The 15,671-nt window shown below is 46.8% G+C and carries 15 protein-coding genes; 3 read left to right on the forward strand and 12 right to left on the reverse strand.

Translation table 11 applies throughout. The annotated features are described in order from the left end of the window. Positions 1 to 78: 78 nt before the first annotated feature. From EJV45_RS01975 to recR, 8 genes are all read right to left on the reverse strand, one after another. Positions 79 to 675, reverse strand: coding sequence for a TetR/AcrR family transcriptional regulator (locus tag EJV45_RS01975; RefSeq protein ID WP_129713969.1), 597 nt, complete (start codon positions 673 to 675; stop codon positions 79 to 81). Between the two features lie 102 nt (positions 676 to 777). Further along, positions 778 to 1,542, reverse strand: a complete 765-nt coding sequence (gene trpA / locus EJV45_RS01980; protein ID WP_129713970.1) for a tryptophan synthase subunit alpha — start codon at positions 1,540 to 1,542, stop codon at positions 778 to 780. A gap of 21 nt (positions 1,543 to 1,563) precedes the next feature. After that, a complete protein-coding gene (gene trpB / locus EJV45_RS01985) occupies positions 1,564 to 2,745 on the reverse strand; it encodes a tryptophan synthase subunit beta (RefSeq protein ID WP_129713971.1) in 1,182 nt (393 codons plus the stop codon). Between the two features lie 4 nt (positions 2,746 to 2,749). Further along, positions 2,750 to 3,400, reverse strand: coding sequence for a phosphoribosylanthranilate isomerase (locus tag EJV45_RS01990; RefSeq protein WP_240755165.1), 651 nt, complete (start codon positions 3,398 to 3,400; stop codon positions 2,750 to 2,752). 1 nt (position 3,401) lies between these two features. Continuing rightward, positions 3,402 to 4,397 carry an anthranilate phosphoribosyltransferase gene (trpD, locus tag EJV45_RS01995; protein ID WP_129713972.1) on the reverse strand — a complete coding sequence of 332 codons (996 nt, stop codon included), beginning with the start codon at positions 4,395 to 4,397 and terminating at the stop codon, positions 3,402 to 3,404. Between the two features lie 263 nt (positions 4,398 to 4,660). After that, positions 4,661 to 5,482: an SDR family oxidoreductase gene (locus EJV45_RS02000; protein ID WP_129713973.1), complete on the reverse strand. Its 822-nt coding sequence runs from the start codon at positions 5,480 to 5,482 to the stop codon at positions 4,661 to 4,663. Between the two features lie 8 nt (positions 5,483 to 5,490). Then, positions 5,491 to 6,285: a glycerophosphodiester phosphodiesterase gene (locus EJV45_RS02005; protein WP_129713974.1), complete on the reverse strand. Its 795-nt coding sequence runs from the start codon at positions 6,283 to 6,285 to the stop codon at positions 5,491 to 5,493. A gap of 13 nt (positions 6,286 to 6,298) precedes the next feature. Further along, complete coding sequence (gene recR / locus EJV45_RS02010) at positions 6,299 to 6,916, reverse strand: recombination mediator RecR (RefSeq protein ID WP_129713975.1); 618 nt, start codon at positions 6,914 to 6,916, stop codon at positions 6,299 to 6,301. Positions 6,917 to 6,987: 71 nt separating this feature from the next. Here recR and EJV45_RS02015 point away from each other — a divergent pair, with 71 nt between their 5' ends. From EJV45_RS02015 to EJV45_RS02025, 3 genes are all read left to right on the forward strand, one after another. Next, the gene (locus EJV45_RS02015; RefSeq protein WP_129713976.1) at positions 6,988 to 8,466 is read left to right on the forward strand and encodes a sodium:solute symporter; all 1,479 of its coding nucleotides are present in this window, start codon (positions 6,988 to 6,990) and stop codon (positions 8,464 to 8,466) included. Between the two features lie 13 nt (positions 8,467 to 8,479). After that, positions 8,480 to 9,187: a TIGR00730 family Rossman fold protein gene (locus tag EJV45_RS02020; RefSeq protein WP_129713977.1), complete on the forward strand. Its 708-nt coding sequence runs from the start codon at positions 8,480 to 8,482 to the stop codon at positions 9,185 to 9,187. A 388-nt stretch (positions 9,188 to 9,575) separates the two neighbouring features. Then, positions 9,576 to 10,202, forward strand: coding sequence for a hypothetical protein (locus EJV45_RS02025; RefSeq protein ID WP_129713978.1), 627 nt, complete (start codon positions 9,576 to 9,578; stop codon positions 10,200 to 10,202). Between the two features lie 39 nt (positions 10,203 to 10,241). On the opposite strand, the gene EJV45_RS02030 is transcribed toward EJV45_RS02025, so the two are convergent. From EJV45_RS02030 to EJV45_RS02045, 4 genes are read right to left on the reverse strand one after another with little or no spacing between them, the layout of a single operon-like run. Then, a complete protein-coding gene (locus EJV45_RS02030; protein ID WP_129713979.1) occupies positions 10,242 to 10,832 on the reverse strand; it encodes a DUF502 domain-containing protein in 591 nt (196 codons plus the stop codon). A gap of 9 nt (positions 10,833 to 10,841) precedes the next feature. Beyond that, positions 10,842 to 13,298: a bifunctional UDP-N-acetylmuramoyl-tripeptide:D-alanyl-D-alanine ligase/alanine racemase gene (locus tag EJV45_RS02035; protein ID WP_129713980.1), complete on the reverse strand. Its 2,457-nt coding sequence runs from the start codon at positions 13,296 to 13,298 to the stop codon at positions 10,842 to 10,844. Further along, complete coding sequence (locus EJV45_RS02040; RefSeq protein ID WP_129713981.1) at positions 13,295 to 15,010, reverse strand: GMC oxidoreductase; 1,716 nt, start codon at positions 15,008 to 15,010, stop codon at positions 13,295 to 13,297. Before EJV45_RS02040 ends, EJV45_RS02035 begins: the two co-directional genes overlap by 4 nt. Next, positions 15,003 to 15,548 (reverse strand): gluconate 2-dehydrogenase subunit 3 family protein, encoded by a 546-nt coding sequence (locus tag EJV45_RS02045; protein ID WP_129713982.1) that lies wholly within the window; start codon positions 15,546 to 15,548, stop codon positions 15,003 to 15,005. Before EJV45_RS02045 ends, EJV45_RS02040 begins: the two co-directional genes overlap by 8 nt. Positions 15,549 to 15,671: the final 123 nt, after the last annotated feature.

The following is a 15,671-nucleotide window of genomic DNA, read 5'->3' on the forward strand; positions in this document are numbered from 1 at the left end:
CGGTTTTTATTATTACTTTTTGTTATTAAACGTGTATAAAAAATTTAACAGTGTTAAATATTATTGAAAAAAAATGGCCTAGCCATTTATAGAGCGAATGATACCGATGATCGCGTCTTTCAGAATCGACTGGTTGATCTCTTCGTTCATTCCTCTGTTAACGAGGTTAATAGATATCAGACCGTGAATAATCGACCAGAAAGTATAGTATTTCCGGCAAACCTCCTGGTCAGACACGTCTGTTTTATACAACTGTCTGATTACCTCACACGTAAGCTCCTGCACATGATCTGCCTCTTCCATGCACTTTTTCATGTTACAGCAGATCATTTCTACTCCAAACATGAGTTGGTAAAACTCACGGTTGGCAAAGGCAAAGTTCCAATAGGCAACCCACATGGCTTCCAGTTGCTTCTCTGGTTCGCTATGATCTGCTCTTGCTTCCCTCATTTGTTTAGACAGAAGCAAATAACCTTTTCTGGCGAGCTCAGAAAGAATGCCTTCCTTGTTTGGAAAATACTCGTAAATAATCGGTGCAGTGTATTCGATCTCATCAGCGATCTTACGCATACTCAATGCCTGCCACCCCTCCTTTTGCGCAATCTGCAGGGAAGCGTCCAGAATGTTTGTTCTGGTTTCTTCCTTTAATCTCGTGATCCGTTCTTTACTACCCATACTTGCGATTACAGCCGTAAATCATTTAACACTGTTAAACAAAGGTATGAAATGGATGAGGGGCACCGTATCATCCATTTGTCATTACCACTCTCCTCTCTGTTAACTACCTGTAATTGAGCGAATAAAATCATTTACAGGTTTTCCTTCACCGAGGCTTTTCACAAATGCAGTACCGATAATGGCTCCGCTGGCGTAGGCTGAAGCTTTTTGAAATGTGGCTTTATCACTGATACCAAAACCGATCATCAACGGGTTTTTAAGGTTCATTGATTTGATGCGAGCAAAGTAGCCTTCAGTATTTTCAGAAACCTGGAGGTTTTTTCCGGTTGTTGCAGACGACGACAGCAGGTAAATGAATCCCCTGCTCAGCCCGTCAATTTTTCTGATCCGTTCTGCTGAGGTTTGCGGAGTGATGAGGAAGATATTGCAAAGATCCGCTTCTTCGAAACAAGATTTATAATGGCGTTCATACTCGGCCATTGGCAAGTCAGGAACAATGCATCCGTCTACACCAACCGCTTTGCAGGACTCACAGAATTTTTCTACACCATACTGAAGCACCGGATTAACATATCCCATCAAAAGCACCGGAATGGAAACACGGCTGCGAAGGTCTTTTAACTGTTCAAAAAGAAGCTTCAGGTTCATGCCATTATCAAGTGCAACTTTGCTGCTGCCTTGTATCACCGGCCCGTCTGCTACAGGGTCTGAATAAGGAAAGCCGATCTCAAGCAGGTCTGCCCCGGCCGCCTCCAGTTCCTCAGCTATTCTTACTGTATCATGCAAATCCGGGTAGCCCGCTGTATAATAGATCGATAAAATATTTCCTTTTTTTCTCTGAAAGAGAGCTTCTAGTCTGTTCATTGCTGTATATGTGATGACTTTTTATAGTCCGAAATGTTTCATATAGGTTTCCATGTCTTTATCTCCCCTTCCCGAGAGGCAGACTACGACGTTCTGACCTGGGGTAAATTTCATTTTTTCCAGCTGTGCCAATGCATGTGCACTTTCGATTGCCGGAATAATGCCTTCAAGTTGTGTAAGGAGTAATCCTGCCTGCAGAGACTCATCGTCGGTAATTGAAACATATTCGCCCCGGCCGGTCTTAAAAAGATGCGCGTGCTGCGGGCCAATGCCGGGATAATCCAGACCTGCAGACACTGAATGCGGCTCTACAACCTGTCCGTCTTCCGTTTGCATGAGAATGCTCCGGCTTCCATGCAGTACTCCTTCTTGCCCAAGTGTGGTCGTTGCTGCAGAATAGCCCGAGCGAACACCTTTTCCGGCGGCCTCAATAGCAACTAGTTTTACACTTTCATCATCGATAAAATGGTAGAACATACCCATGGCATTGCTGCCGCCGCCTACGCAGGCCAGCACATAATCAGGAAGTTCACTGCCGGTCTGCTCTAAAAGTTGTTTTTTGGTCTCGGCAGATATGATTGACTGGAACCTGGCAACCATGTCGGGGTACGGATGCGGGCCTACAACAGAACCAATGATGTAATGTGTGTCTACCGGGTTATTTATCCAGTCGCGCATAGCCTCGTTGGTTGCGTCTTTGAGTGTTCTGCTTCCAGATGTTGCCGGAACCACCTTGGCGCCTAGCATTTTCATTCTGGCAACATTCGGTGCCTGCCGCTGTATGTCGATCTCGCCCATATAGACCACACATTCCAGTCCGCGAAGAGCACAAACCGTTGCGGTGGCAACGCCATGCTGACCGGCACCGGTTTCTGCAATGATGCGGTTCTTACCCAAACGTTCTGCCATCAGGATCTGTCCGATGGTGTTGTTAATTTTATGTGCACCGGTGTGGTTCAGGTCTTCGCGTTTTAAAAAGATATTTGCACCATACCTGGCGCTGAGGCGTTTTGCAAGATAAAGAGGCGACGGTCGACCCACATAATCTTTCAGCAACTGATCAAACTCAGCACGAAAACCCGGTTCATTGATGATTTTGAGATAGTTTGATCTCAGTTCTTCAACATTTGGATACAACATTTCCGGGATGTAGGCACCACCGAAATCACCATAATATCCTTCTTCATTTACAAAGTAACTCATATCCTTATTGATTTATCGCGTTTCCGCGCAGTGTGTTTATAGTCGTTGTTAAGCCCGCAATGTCTTTAAGTGCCGGTGCTAATTCGAAACGGCTGTTCAGGTCAAGCGCATACAGCCGGCTGTCATTGAACTTACGCAGTTCATCGATGTGCTCAGGCCCAATTCCGCCACTGAGAAAGAAAGGCTTGTCCCCCTTATAGTTTTCAAGCAATCTCCAGTCGAATGTTTTTCCCGAGCCTCCATGCCCGGGTGTACGGGTATCAAACAAAAAATAGCCGACCGCATCCCGGTAGTCTTCAGTTATCGAAAAATCAAAACCTGGCCCGACTCCAAACGCTTTGATCATTTCGGGCCGGGGCCTGTCGGCAAACAGGGCAGTAATTTCGAAGCATTGACCCGGGCTCTCCGATCCATGTAACTGTATGGCATCTAATCCAAACTGCAGGCTGATCTCAAGAACTTCTTCAGGACGGCAATCAACAAACACACCGGTTTTTTTTATGGCCACCGGCAGGCGCGACAGCAGATCAGGCAGCAATGTTCCTGCAAAACGGGGTGAGGGTTTATAGAATATAAATCCCATATAGTCTGGTGCCAGTTCGGCCAGTTCGCTGATGTTTCCGGCTTCGCGCATGCCGCAGATCTTTATTTTCATGTTAGTTAACCTCAATAAGTTTGGTAAATGCAGCAAGTGCTCTTCCGCTCTGAAGCGACTCTTCTGCCTCATAATAACAATCCGCGAAACTTGTCTCTGCGCCATGTATGGTACGCAGGGCTAAGGCTGCATTGCAGAGTACCACATTGCTCTGTTCAGCTGAGGCACGGTTGTTCAGCACGTCTAAAAAGATAGCGGCAGAAGATGCAACACTGTTGCCCCCGCGAATGGCCCCCGGGTCTATCCTCTCAAAGCCCATATCAGCCAAGCTGAGGCGGTGTTCGCCCTGGTCTGTAAATGTCTTTACATCGCAGGTAAGTGAGATCTCATCATAACCTTCAAGCGCATGCAAAATGGTATACTTTTTATCCGTTTCCTGATAAAGATAGGCATACAAACGAGCCAGTTCCAGACTAAAAACGCCAACCATCTGGTATTTCGGCTGAGCCGGATTAACCATCGGGCCGAGCATGTTGAAAAATGTCTTCACACCAAGTTCCTTGCGAATCGGTGCCACAGTTTTCATAGCCGGATTGAATAAAGGCGCATGCAGAAAACAAATACCGGCCTGGTCAAGCTGTCTGCTGAGATGTCCCTGGTCGGCGGTGAAGCGATACCCGAGGTATTCCATTACATTTGAGGAACCACAGCCTGATGAGACACCATAGTTACCGTGCTTGGCTACTTTATTTCCGGTCCCCGCTACAACAAAGCTGGCCAGTGTGGAAATATTAAAGGTATCTTTCCCGTCGCCGCCGGTTCCGCACAGATCAATCAGCGCATCAGCGGGCAGGCTTGCCTTGATGCAAAGCTCCAGCATCGCATCGCGAAAACCTTGCAACTCTGCAACAGTCATATTGCGCATGCAATAAGCCGTCATAAACGAGGCGATCTGATAGTTATTATATTCACCCCGGGCAATAGAGATCAGGATTTGCCTTGCTTCATCGCGGCCAAAGGTTTTATTTTCGAAAAGGTGGTTCAGTATCGTTTTCATCTAATGTTGAAACTTTCATTCTGTTTAAAATATTCACAGCTGCAGGCTTTTTAATGGCCATAAAAAAAGGGCTGCGTTTTCGGCAACCCTGTTTTTCTTGAATATGATTATAATTTCAATATGCACGGACGGATTTGCCTAACGATTATCGTTATGCCACCACCAGCTGATATTTACATTTTGTCTGTTCATGTACAGAGGCAAATATTGTTATTTTTTTAGGATTTGCAAAAAAATTATCGATTTTACAGATATCCGCAAATTTAAGCCCTGATCAAGGGGTTTTTCTCCTTTGTAAAATGTTTATATACCATGGTATCGGCCAGAGCCGGCAGTAATTTGTTCAGCCATACGGCGAGCTTACCCTGATTAGTCATAACAAGGGTGCGCTGCCGTTTGATGATCCCGTCCGCGATCCGCACAGCCACCTCGTCGGCACTCATCATTTTGCCTTCTTCCATACTCGTTTCGCCGTGGGAAGACCCGTCTTTCGAAAGCGCAGCGACGCGGATATTTGACGCAGTAAAGCCCGGACAGGCCAACAGAACGTGAACACCTGTATGAAGCAGCTCTGTACGAAGCGATTCTACAAAGCCGTTCATGGCAAATTTAGAGGCAGAATAACCTGTCCGGCCCGGCAGCCCCCGAAAACCTGCTATAGATGAGACGCCAACGATTGTTCCTTTGCTCTCAAGCAATGCGGGCAGCGCATATTTTGTACAATACACCGTGCCCCAGAAATTTACGTCCATCAGGTTTTTAAGGACAGACAATTCGGTGTCGCGAAAGAGGGCACGCATGGAAAGTCCGGCGTTATTGATCAGAATATCAATCCGGCCGAATACAGAAAGCGCCTGCTCTGTAAGCCGGCGGCAGTCCTGCTCCTGTGAGACGTCTGTCTGAATCGCCACAACCTGCACCTGGTAAGTCCTGCGCAATGCCTCCGCAAGTTCGTTCAACGCTTCCGCATTACGCGCAGCCACCACTAGGTTTGCACCGCGAGACGCCAGGACAGTGGCGAGCGACCGGCCTATACCTGATGATGCACCGGTAATGATAACAATCTTATTTTTAATGTCTTGCATTTTATCAGCTAAAGAGTATTTTTAGGTTTTTGCAGAGAAAGCAGATAACGTTTGCATTCACTTACACGGTCGGTATTTATGATATCTACGCCCAATTCCGCAAGTTGTTTCCATGCCTCTTCTGTATCGGGCGCATTCCAGAACCGAACGGGCTTGCCTTTCAGATGAGCATCGTCAATTATTTTTTTCAGCGCCACCTGATCAGCCGCCGGGAGCTGCCCGGCGCCGTTCCAGGCGGACGACTTTTTGAAATTATCGCTGATCATGACCACCTTCCTGAGATCCCTTGGACGGTATTTTACAAAAGGCAATCCGTCAAAGTAGATGAAGTCGGGGTAACGATGAAATGTGCTGTCTGGCGGGCGATTGCCACTTATGGTGAGCAGCATTCCCGGCCCGTCCGGTTTACGTCTGAACATGGCCAGATGCGGCTGCACGACTTTGATAAACACGGGATAGGTAGTTTGCCAGGAATCTTTAAAATCGACCATCAACTGTCCGGGTTTCAATACCGGCGGCAGCGTATCGCCCAGCAGATAACTTTTGAGCGGTGTAAGGTACTGTTCATTCAAGCCTTTGGCCTGACCAAGTCCTTTACGGGTATGGGCTACAACAAGTGAATCAAACTGCAAAAACACATCAGCTTCAATGGAGTAAATGCCTTTCCCGAGGGCTTCTGTCAGCGGCTGCCGGTGGGTGTAGTCGTTATGTGAGTGGATCCGGACCTGAGCATATGCCGGAAGGCACTGCGCTAAAGTCAGAACACATAACATATTAATAAACAAAATCTTGACAGCATTCATAAGCACGTATAGTTTAGCGCATCATCGCATTCTCATACGGAACCCGGGTTACGATAGAGCGTCCCAAGGTGATCTCATCGGCGTATTCCAGTTCTCCGCCGAAGGCAACACCCCTGGCAATTGTGGTTATCGGGATATTAAAATCTTTGAGTTTTTTATAGAGATAAAACAAGGTTGTATCACCTTCCATATTCGGACTAAGCGCCAGAATAACCTCTTTGACCTCCTGAGTTTGCACACGGTTTACAAGACTTTCGATAAACAGGTCGGCCGGGCCTATCCCGTCCATCGGAGATATGAGCCCGCCTAAAACATGGTACCGCCCAAAGTACTGTGCTGTGTTTTCAATAGCCATGACATCCCGGGCATCTTCAACAACACAGATCAGGGCTGTATCTCGTTTTGGTGATGCGCAGATCTCGCAGGTATCTGTATCTGAAATATTATGACAGCTGCGGCAATGTTTGATTTCTCTTTTCAGGGTGATGATGGCATTTCCAAAATCTTCAACCTCCTGCTCTTCCCTGTTCAGCAAATGCAGCACGAGCCGGAGCGCGGTTTTCTGCCCTACTCCCGGCAGCTTCGCAAATTCAGCAACCGCATTTTCGAGCAATTTTGAGGAAAAATTCATCCTGCAAATTTATGTTTATCTTCCGTTAAAATTTCATTTTATTGCTACATTTAGCGGCTAAAACCACAAACATGACCCCAACCATACTCCTCTCATTTTTAATTGGGTATTTTCTCATTCTCATCCTTATTTCCTACTTCACCTCACGTAAATCTTCAGACAATTCAACATTTTTTGTTGCCAATCGAAACTCGAAATGGTATCTCGTAGCCTTCGGCATGATTGGTACCGCGCTGTCTGGCGTAACGTTTATTTCAGTTCCGGGTGCGGTAGGAAAATCGAGCTTTGGTTACTTCCAGTTTATTCTTGGCAATGCCGTTGGGTTCATTATCATTGCCACTGTACTGCTTCCGCTTTATTATCGGATCAACCTGATCTCCATTTATACCTATCTGGAAAAACGTCTTGGTTACTGGAGCTACAAATCGGGGGCGATGATTTTCCTTGTATCAAGAACCATTGGGTCTGCGTTCAGATTGTATCTTGTTGCGATTGTACTTCAGAAATTCATTTTCGATGCGTGGAACGTTCCATTCTGGCTAACAATCATCATATGCCTGGTTCTCATCTGGCTGTACACGCGTAAGGGCGGCCTGAAAACGATTATCATAACAGACACCCTTCAGACCGTATTTCTGTTGCTGTCTGTGGTTCTGTCGCTTTATTTTATTTCTGACTCGCTGAATCTTGACATTGCCGGAACGTTCGAGGCGGTAAAAACCAGCAGTTATTCTAAAATCTTTTTCTGGGAGGATTTTCTCGGGAGCAAATCACACTTTTTAAAACAGTTTTTCGGCGGAATTTTCGTTACGATTGCCATGACCGGACTTGACCAGGACCTGATGCAAAAGAACCTGAGCATGGGCACCATTGGTGAGGCCAAAAAGAACATGCTTAGTTTCACTGCGGTATTTGTGATCATGAATATCTTTTTCCTGGGTGTTGGTGCCCTGCTGTATATCTATGCAGCCCAAAATAATATTGACGTAGCCGCATTGCAAACAGCCGATCATCTGTATCCGGAGATCGCCCTCAACCACCTGAACATTGTGCCCGGAATCATCTTTATGCTCGGACTGACGGCGGCGACCTTTGCAACAACCGACTCGGCACTCACCGCCCTTACAACTTCATTTTGCGTAGATTTTCTTCATTTTGACAAAAAATCAGATCAAAATGATCCGAAACTTGTTACCATGAGGCATTGGGTGCACATCGGCTTCTCGGCACTTATGGTTTTGGTGATCATGATCTTCAAAGTCCTTAATGATGATTCTGTGGTAACAGCCATTTTTACAGCCGCTGGTTATACGTATGGCCCGCTGCTGGGCTTATTTGCCTTTGGAATGATCAGCCGCCGCGGGGTGACGGATAAGTTGGTTCCATGGATCTGCCTTATTTCGCCGGTGCTATGTTACCTGATCGCGGCAAACTCTGAGCGGTTTACAGGCTATGTGATCGGTTTTGAACTTATTGTACTGAACGGATTGATTACCTACCTGATGTTGCTGATAACGAGTAAGCCGACCACGAATCAGACTAAATTCTAAAAAATCTACCGATATGACGAGTGAAGACAAGATAAGAAGCGCTTTCGAAAACAAAAACTGGCAGGAGATTAAGGTTACAGACAGCTGGCAGATCTTCAAGATCATGGCTGAGTTTGTTGACGGTTTTGAAAAATTAGCAAAAATTGGCCCCTGTGTTACGATCTTCGGGTCGGCACGAACGGCAGAAAGCAATCCTTACTACGCTCTTGCTGAGCGCTGCGGTCATTTGCTTACTGAACGGGGATATGGTGTAATTACCGGTGGCGGTCCTGGTATTATGGAAGCAGGTAATAAGGGCGCTTTTAACAACGGCGGTAAGTCTGTCGGATTGAATATTGAGCTGCCTTTTGAGCAGTTTCACAACAAATACATTGACCACAACAAGCTTCTAGAATTTGACTATTTTTTTATTCGAAAAGTGATGTTTATGAAGTATTCTCAGGGCTTCATTGTGCTGCCCGGGGGCTTCGGTACGATGGATGAGTTATTTGAGGCGCTGACACTGATCCAGACTGGCAAAATTGCCCGTTTCCCGATCGTCCTGGTGGGTAAAAAGTACTGGCAAGGTTTGATCGACTGGTTAAAAACATCGATGCTGGAAACTGAGCACAACATTCATGCTGAAGACCTGAATTTGTTCAGACTGGTAGATACCGCAGAAGAAGCGACGGAACATATCTTCAAGTTTTACGAGAAGTACGTGCTTAAGCCGAATTTCTAAACCTTCCCCTAAACCTTCTAGGTTTTGGAAACCTAGAAGGTTTTTTCTTCCCATCATACCCCAATACCGGAATAAAATTCCACACCTAACACATTACTCTCCAGAGCATTAAGCTCTACAACATTTTGGAGAGTTTTTGTCTTCTACCACGTTTTCCGCCCCCTGACATGGCTACAGCGCTAAAAGCCACCACTAACCGTCTCAAAATCTTCGAAATAATCAAGTGTTTTATAAACTTTCAAGTGTTGGTGTTAATGTTGCCCCTACTCACCGGCTACCGCATCGGCGGTTTCCGTACCTTCCGCTAAGAAAACAACTAACTGTATACCATTGCGTCCACAACGCTTGCAAGCGTTGAGCTATGCGCATTTACAATAAGTTGAATAAAATGAAAAAACACACCGTTTTGAAACTAACATTCGCAGGACTGATCAGTATAAATTCAGTCATGCCCGCATTCTCACAAACTACCGAGAAGCAAAAGACCAGTTCAGCGCATGAGCGATACATCGCTAACGCTGACCAGACAAGAAATGATCAGATCGCAGATCCCACTGCGGAAAACCAGTCAAATCTTTCAATCACATTGAAGGGAAATATCTCTGATATTATCTTCAGCAATGAACCCGTACAACTTGCTCTGGGCAAATCGCCCGGTAGCGTATCCGCCTCCGGCTTCTCAAATAACGCCTACACAGTACCGGTAACGGGCTTATATGTGATAGAGGGAGCATTCACGATAAGTCCGGGTACTTTCTTTGATCAGCACTCTGGCGTTATCGGTATTCACCTGAAAAACACAGGTAACGATCGGGAGCTTGTATCGAACTTCGTTAGCGGTCTTTACGGACCAATTCTTGGCGAAACCTGGGCCGGAACATCCATCAGCCTGACAGGTAAGGCCATCATCAGACTAAATGCAGGAACTACCATTGCGGCGTTCGGAAATACCTATGGCGCAGGTAGCACAACGCAGATGCAGGTACAGTTCCTGTCATTTCAGCGCATTCAATAATTTTTACAAAGCTGCAGACGCAATTCCGTTTGCAGCTTTTCATAAACCGCTAACGCCCCCGCTAACAACCAGCTTCATTGCATCAGCGGCACTGATGTGCAGGTCTCTGACACGTTCTCTGCGCACAATACAAAGTTGTCCGGCAAAAGAATAAGAGAGTGGAAAGTACACCGCAACTTCATCCGGTAACTCAAGCTTGTTGAGATCAGGCTGTGTTAAAAATCCTATTTTCTTCATTCCGCCCTCTACCTCAACCAGCACCGGGTGATTGAATTTTTTTTCATCGCCAACAAATGCCTCTGTAAGGTCTTTAATCGATCCATAGATAAAATTGATAAGCGGAAGGCGATTTAGTATGCGATGAAACCAGTTGTACATGGGTTCGGTTACAAAATTTGTAACGAAAATCCCTGCAATCAGGATTATCAGTAAAACTGTAAGCAAACCGAGGCCGGGTATGTTCCGACTCTCGCCCGTGCGCGGATCAACGCCCAGTACACTGTTTACATTTACCCAGCTGTCTACCGTTGTCACTGCCCATACCACGATAAAAATGCTGAGCGCTACAGGAACAACAATCAGAAGTCCTTTGATCAGGTAGTTCAATAAAGGCCGGCCTATTCTATTCATGGAACAAATTTACTCATAAAAATAAACCCGTTTGACCCGCTGTGATATATTAGTCAGGATTTCGTACGGAATAGTTCCGATCGATGCTGCCAGCGCTGAAATGGAATGCTGATCGTTAAAAACAATCGCTGTATCCCCTGCACTGACTTTCAGTCCGGTTACATCCAGCATACACATGTCCATACAGACCGAGCCTACAACCGGCACCAATTGTCCGGCAACGAGCATTTTGCCCACACCATTTCCAAATGCCCTGCTATAGCCATCAGCATACCCGATCTTTACCGTGGCAATTTGTCCACCGTCAGGCATCATTCCCGCGCGTGAATAACCAACAGATTCGCCCGGCTGGAGCGTTTTTACCTGGGTAACAGTAGTTTTCAGAACTGCCACAGTCTGCAAGGCGCCGGCAGCAAGCGCAGCATCAAAGCCATAGAGGCCGATACCAATGCGCACCATGTCAAAGTGTGCATCAGGCCAGCGCACAATAGCCGATGTATTGCAGATATGACGAAGCGGCATATAGTCAAGCACCGATAACACATCAAGCGATATACGGTTAAAGGCTTCGATCTGCTTTATGGAAAAGCCATCGTGCTCAGCGGCATCAGAGGCAACGAGGTGAGAAAAGATACTCGTTACCTTGATCGCGTCAGTCTTACTCAGAATGTCTTTGAGTTCGTTTATGTCCTTCTCGTCAAACCCCAGCCGGTGCATGCCCGTATCGAGTTTGAGGTGTACCGGATAATCTTTATGCCGGTTTCCAAGAAATAACAGGAAGTTATTCAATACCTCAAGACTGTAAAGTTCAGGCTCTAGCCGGTGTTGTACGATGGCTTCAAACGCTGCAAACTCCGGACTCATCACCATGATAGGCATCTTGATCCCTCCCTTCCGCAATGCGACACCTTCGTCGGTATAAGCTACTGCCAGGTAATCTGCTTTATTAAATTGTAAGAGGTTAGCAATCTCAAATGTTCCGCTTCCATAAGAAAAGGCCTTGACCATGGCCATGATTTTTGTACCGCTGTCAAGTTGTGAGCGATAAAACTGCAGGTTCGCTGATAAGGCGTTCAGGTTGATTTCAAGAACCGTATCATGAACTTTCTGCGTCAACACCTTGCTGATTCGCTCAAAGCCAAACCGCCTGGCTCCTTTTACCAGGATCGTTTCCTCACTGAAATGCATTCCCGGAAAAGCTTCCAGAAACGCCTCCGTGCTATCAAAAAATGCCGTCTCCATCGAAAAAAATTCTGCAAATGCGCTGATTTGCGGACCGATCCCGATGAGCCGGTTTACATTCTTATTGTGCAAAAGCGCCGCAACTTCAACATACAGTTCTGCATCATTTTTTCCCGACTGCGGAATATCAGACAGAATAAGCGTTCGCCGCGGATGCTGGTTTTGCAGATTCATGAAATCGAGCGCGATAGCCAGCGATGAAACGTCAGCACTGTATGAGTCATCAATTACCGAGCACTGATTAATACCGTTCTTCAGCTCCAGACGCATACCGATCGGGCTTAACTTCTCCAGCCGCGCATCACATACCTCAGGAGTGTAACCCATTGATAGCAATGTTGCCCAGCAGATAATCCCGTTCTCGACCGAGCCGTGATCTACAAAGGGCAGCAAACATTCGATCTCTTTTTCCTGGTAAAGCGCACGCAGATAAGTTCGGCCTTCAATAGGCTCAGAAAACATGATGCGTAAATCTGCCGGCCTTGTCATGCTCCAGGTAAAGATGTTTTCTATAGCCAGGTCGTCCGGTAACGGCGATTGCAGGTAATCGGGTGAGGCAATAAGGCATTTTACACCCTTAAAAAGTTTCAGCTTCTCAGCCAGTTTTTCCTTATTATCGGCAAAACCTTCCGAGTGTGCGTCGCCAATGTTGGTCAGTACACCGATAGTAGGTCTGACGACATTCGCCAGCGCTGTCATCTCGTTTGCCTTCGACACGCCTGCTTCAAAAATTGCCAGATCATTCTCAGGTGTGATCTGCCATACCGAAAGCGGAACTCCGATCTGGGAGTTAAAGCTCTTTGGACTCCGGACAATGTTAAAGTCTTCAACCAGCAACTGGTAAAGCCATTCCTTTACAATGGTTTTTCCGTTGCTCCCCGTTATGGCGATGGTTTCCAGGTTAAAACTGCGCCGGTGAAAGGCAGCAAGCTTTTGCAGGGCCGCCCGGACATCATCAACGTAAAAAATATTGGCACCTGCAAACTTATTTGCATGTGTGCGGGCACGAAATACGAAATTCCGCACACCGCGCTGATACGCATCAGCGGCAAACTCATGCCCGTCTCGAAGCGCTTCAAGAGCAAAGAAAAGCGAACGGGCCGGGTCAGTCAGACTACGGCTGTCTGTAGCCAGGTACTGTATCTTTGCTTCAGGATCGAATAATGCTGTTTCAGCGTCCAGAACTTCTGCGATCTGCCTGGCAACATAGGTCACCTTACTCATATGTTGCGCTTTTTCATTTCAGCTACAGCATAATCTACAGCACGGGCGGTCATAGCCATATAGGTGAGCGAGGGATTTTGCGTAGACGTTGAGGTCATACACGCGCCATCGGTTACAAACACGTTCTTGCAGGCATGCATCTGGTTCCACTTATTTAAAACCGATGTTTTCGGGTCGAGCCCCATGCGCGCTCCTCCCATCTCATGAATATCAAGACCGGGCGCCTGCGATGATTCGTCCTTGCGGATATTGCTGAAACCAGCCTCAGCAAACATATCCGACAATTGTTCCAGGTAGTCTGCCTTCATCTTTGCGTCATTATCGTCATAGGCGACGGCGATCTGCAGCTGTGGAATGCCCCAATCGTCTTTTTTATCTTTACTCAGGCGCACATAATTGCTTTCTTTAGGAATGGTTTCTCCCATCATGTGTGAGTTTACCCGCCAAGGGCCAAGGTTTTTCTCATTGATGTTTTTTTTCAATGTTGCCCCTATTCCCGACATATCAGGCTCAAAACCCCGGTAAGCTGAGAAACCTGCTGCGTAGCCCCGTTTGAAATCCATTTCATGTTTATGAAGGTTCCTGAACCGGGGAATATAGCCGCCCCCTGCCGGATTACGGCCGTCTGTTTTGAACTGCCTGAGTCCGTCGAATTCAGCATAAACACGCGCGCTGTAGTTATGGAACGCTACATATTTTCCAAGCACACCGCTGTCGTTCCCCAGCCCCTCAGGAAAGCGTGACGAAACAGAATTTAAAAGAATAAGGTTTGTATTGAGGGCAGCCGCGTTGACGAAGATGACGTTTGCAAAATACTCGGTTGTTTTTTTTGTTTTCGCGTCTATGACCCTTACACCTGTGGCCCGCCCCTTTTGCTCGTCGTAAATGATCGATTCTACAACCGAATCTGGCTTCAGCGTAAGTTTCCCCGTTTTTTCAGCCCATGGCAGGGTTGAGGAATTACTGCTGAAATATCCGCCGAACGGACAGCCGCGCTGGCACAGCACACGGTTCTGACACTGCCCCCGGCCCTGCTGCAGGTGTATGTCCTGCGGCTGAGAAAGATGCGCACATCGTGCACTGATCAGCTTTCTTCCGCTGTACTTTCCAGATAATGTTTTTTTGAAATGGTCTTCCACTGCGTTAAGCGGGTAGCCCGGTAAAAATTCGCCGTCAGGCAATTCAGCAAGGCCGTCTTTGTTGCCCGATATGCCTGCAAAGCGTTCCACGTAACTATACCAGTGTTCAAGATCTTTGTATCTGATTGGCCAGTCAACCGCAAAATCGTCGCGTAGCGGCCCTTCAAAATCAAAATCGCTCCACCGCTGGGTTTGCCGGGCCCACAACAACGATTTACCGCCCACCTGATAGCCGCGTATCCAGTCGAAAGGTTTCTCCTGTACATAAGGATGTTCTTTGTCTTTCACAAAAAAATGCATGGCATCTTCACGGAAAGCGTAACAGCGGCTTGCTACAGGATTTTCAGTCTTTATCTCCTGGGTAAGCGCTCCGCGGTGCGCAAACTGGTAGGGATACATATTTGTTGTCGGATAGTCCTTTAAATGCCTGACATCACGGCCACGTTCAAGCACAAGCGTTGCTAAGCCTTTACCGGTAAATTCTTTGGCTGCCCAGCCCCCACTTACTCCAGACCCGATCACGATTGCATCAAAGGTCTGCTGCGCTTTTGCGTCTATATTGAAATTAGCCATTTATTTTTGCGGTTTTAACAGGAAAATACCCGTTGTAGCGGCCGGGAACCAACTCCCAAACCACCAGATTCTTCATTACATATTCAGAGTTGAGATAACCGTCTATCGACCGGTTTTTTACAATCTGATAAAATTCGTTAAGCCCTTCAGGAAGCTCCTGCGTTTTGTTCGAAATGGCCAGCAACGCGCGTTCCCTGTCGATCGGAGTCAGGCCGCTGAAATTCATTCCATACGCATCGGTGCAGTACGCATCCAGATTTTTAAGCCCCTGCAAAAAGCTTTTACGCTCCTCTTCCGGATGGCAGTCATCTACCATTTTCATCACATACAAATGTAACTTCAGATCTTTCGCCCCCGGGGTATCTGTTTTTGGCAGAATTGTCTCAGTTACCTCTGCCAGAAGCTGCTCCTGATCTAGTGTCATATCAAGATGACTCAGCGCAATACTTGCCTTACCTGACGATTGAAGACAGGAAGGGAGCAGCACCACCCCACCGGCCAGAATAAGAATTTGTTGGATTGCCGTTCGTCTTTTCATGATGTAGTTTGCCTGTGCATATGCCGGGCGGTTTGCCTGGCAATACACGAAGTTAAGGTTATTCGAAGCAGATTGCAAGCCGCGTTCCCCCAGCCGCAATAACCCCATGAACGTCAAAATACG

Origin of the sequence: Pedobacter sp. SYP-B3415 (genome assembly GCF_004138205.1) — a bacterium.
GTDB lineage: Bacteria > Bacteroidota > Bacteroidia > Sphingobacteriales > Sphingobacteriaceae > Pedobacter.

Coding starts and splice junctions, on each gene's coding strand:
- EJV45_RS01975 (WP_129713969.1), bottom strand. CDS start 675: ATGGGTAGTAAAGAACGGATCACGAGATTAAAGGAAGAAACCAGAACA.
- trpA (WP_129713970.1), bottom strand. CDS start 1,542: ATGAACAGACTAGAAGCTCTCTTTCAGAGAAAAAAAGGAAATATTTTA.
- trpB (WP_129713971.1), bottom strand. CDS start 2,745: ATGAGTTACTTTGTAAATGAAGAAGGATATTATGGTGATTTCGGTGGT.
- EJV45_RS01990 (WP_240755165.1), bottom strand. CDS start 3,400: ATGAAAATAAAGATCTGCGGCATGCGCGAAGCCGGAAACATCAGCGAA.
- trpD (WP_129713972.1), bottom strand. CDS start 4,397: ATGAAAACGATACTGAACCACCTTTTCGAAAATAAAACCTTTGGCCGC.
- EJV45_RS02000 (WP_129713973.1), bottom strand. CDS start 5,482: ATGCAAGACATTAAAAATAAGATTGTTATCATTACCGGTGCATCATCA.
- EJV45_RS02005 (WP_129713974.1), bottom strand. CDS start 6,285: ATGAATGCTGTCAAGATTTTGTTTATTAATATGTTATGTGTTCTGACT.
- recR (WP_129713975.1), bottom strand. CDS start 6,916: ATGAATTTTTCCTCAAAATTGCTCGAAAATGCGGTTGCTGAATTTGCG.
- EJV45_RS02015 (WP_129713976.1), top strand. CDS start 6,988: ATGACCCCAACCATACTCCTCTCATTTTTAATTGGGTATTTTCTCATT.
- EJV45_RS02020 (WP_129713977.1), top strand. CDS start 8,480: ATGACGAGTGAAGACAAGATAAGAAGCGCTTTCGAAAACAAAAACTGG.
- EJV45_RS02025 (WP_129713978.1), top strand. CDS start 9,576: ATGAAAAAACACACCGTTTTGAAACTAACATTCGCAGGACTGATCAGT.
- EJV45_RS02030 (WP_129713979.1), bottom strand. CDS start 10,832: ATGAATAGAATAGGCCGGCCTTTATTGAACTACCTGATCAAAGGACTT.
- EJV45_RS02035 (WP_129713980.1), bottom strand. CDS start 13,298: ATGAGTAAGGTGACCTATGTTGCCAGGCAGATCGCAGAAGTTCTGGAC.
- EJV45_RS02040 (WP_129713981.1), bottom strand. CDS start 15,010: ATGGCTAATTTCAATATAGACGCAAAAGCGCAGCAGACCTTTGATGCA.
- EJV45_RS02045 (WP_129713982.1), bottom strand. CDS start 15,548: ATGAAAAGACGAACGGCAATCCAACAAATTCTTATTCTGGCCGGTGGG.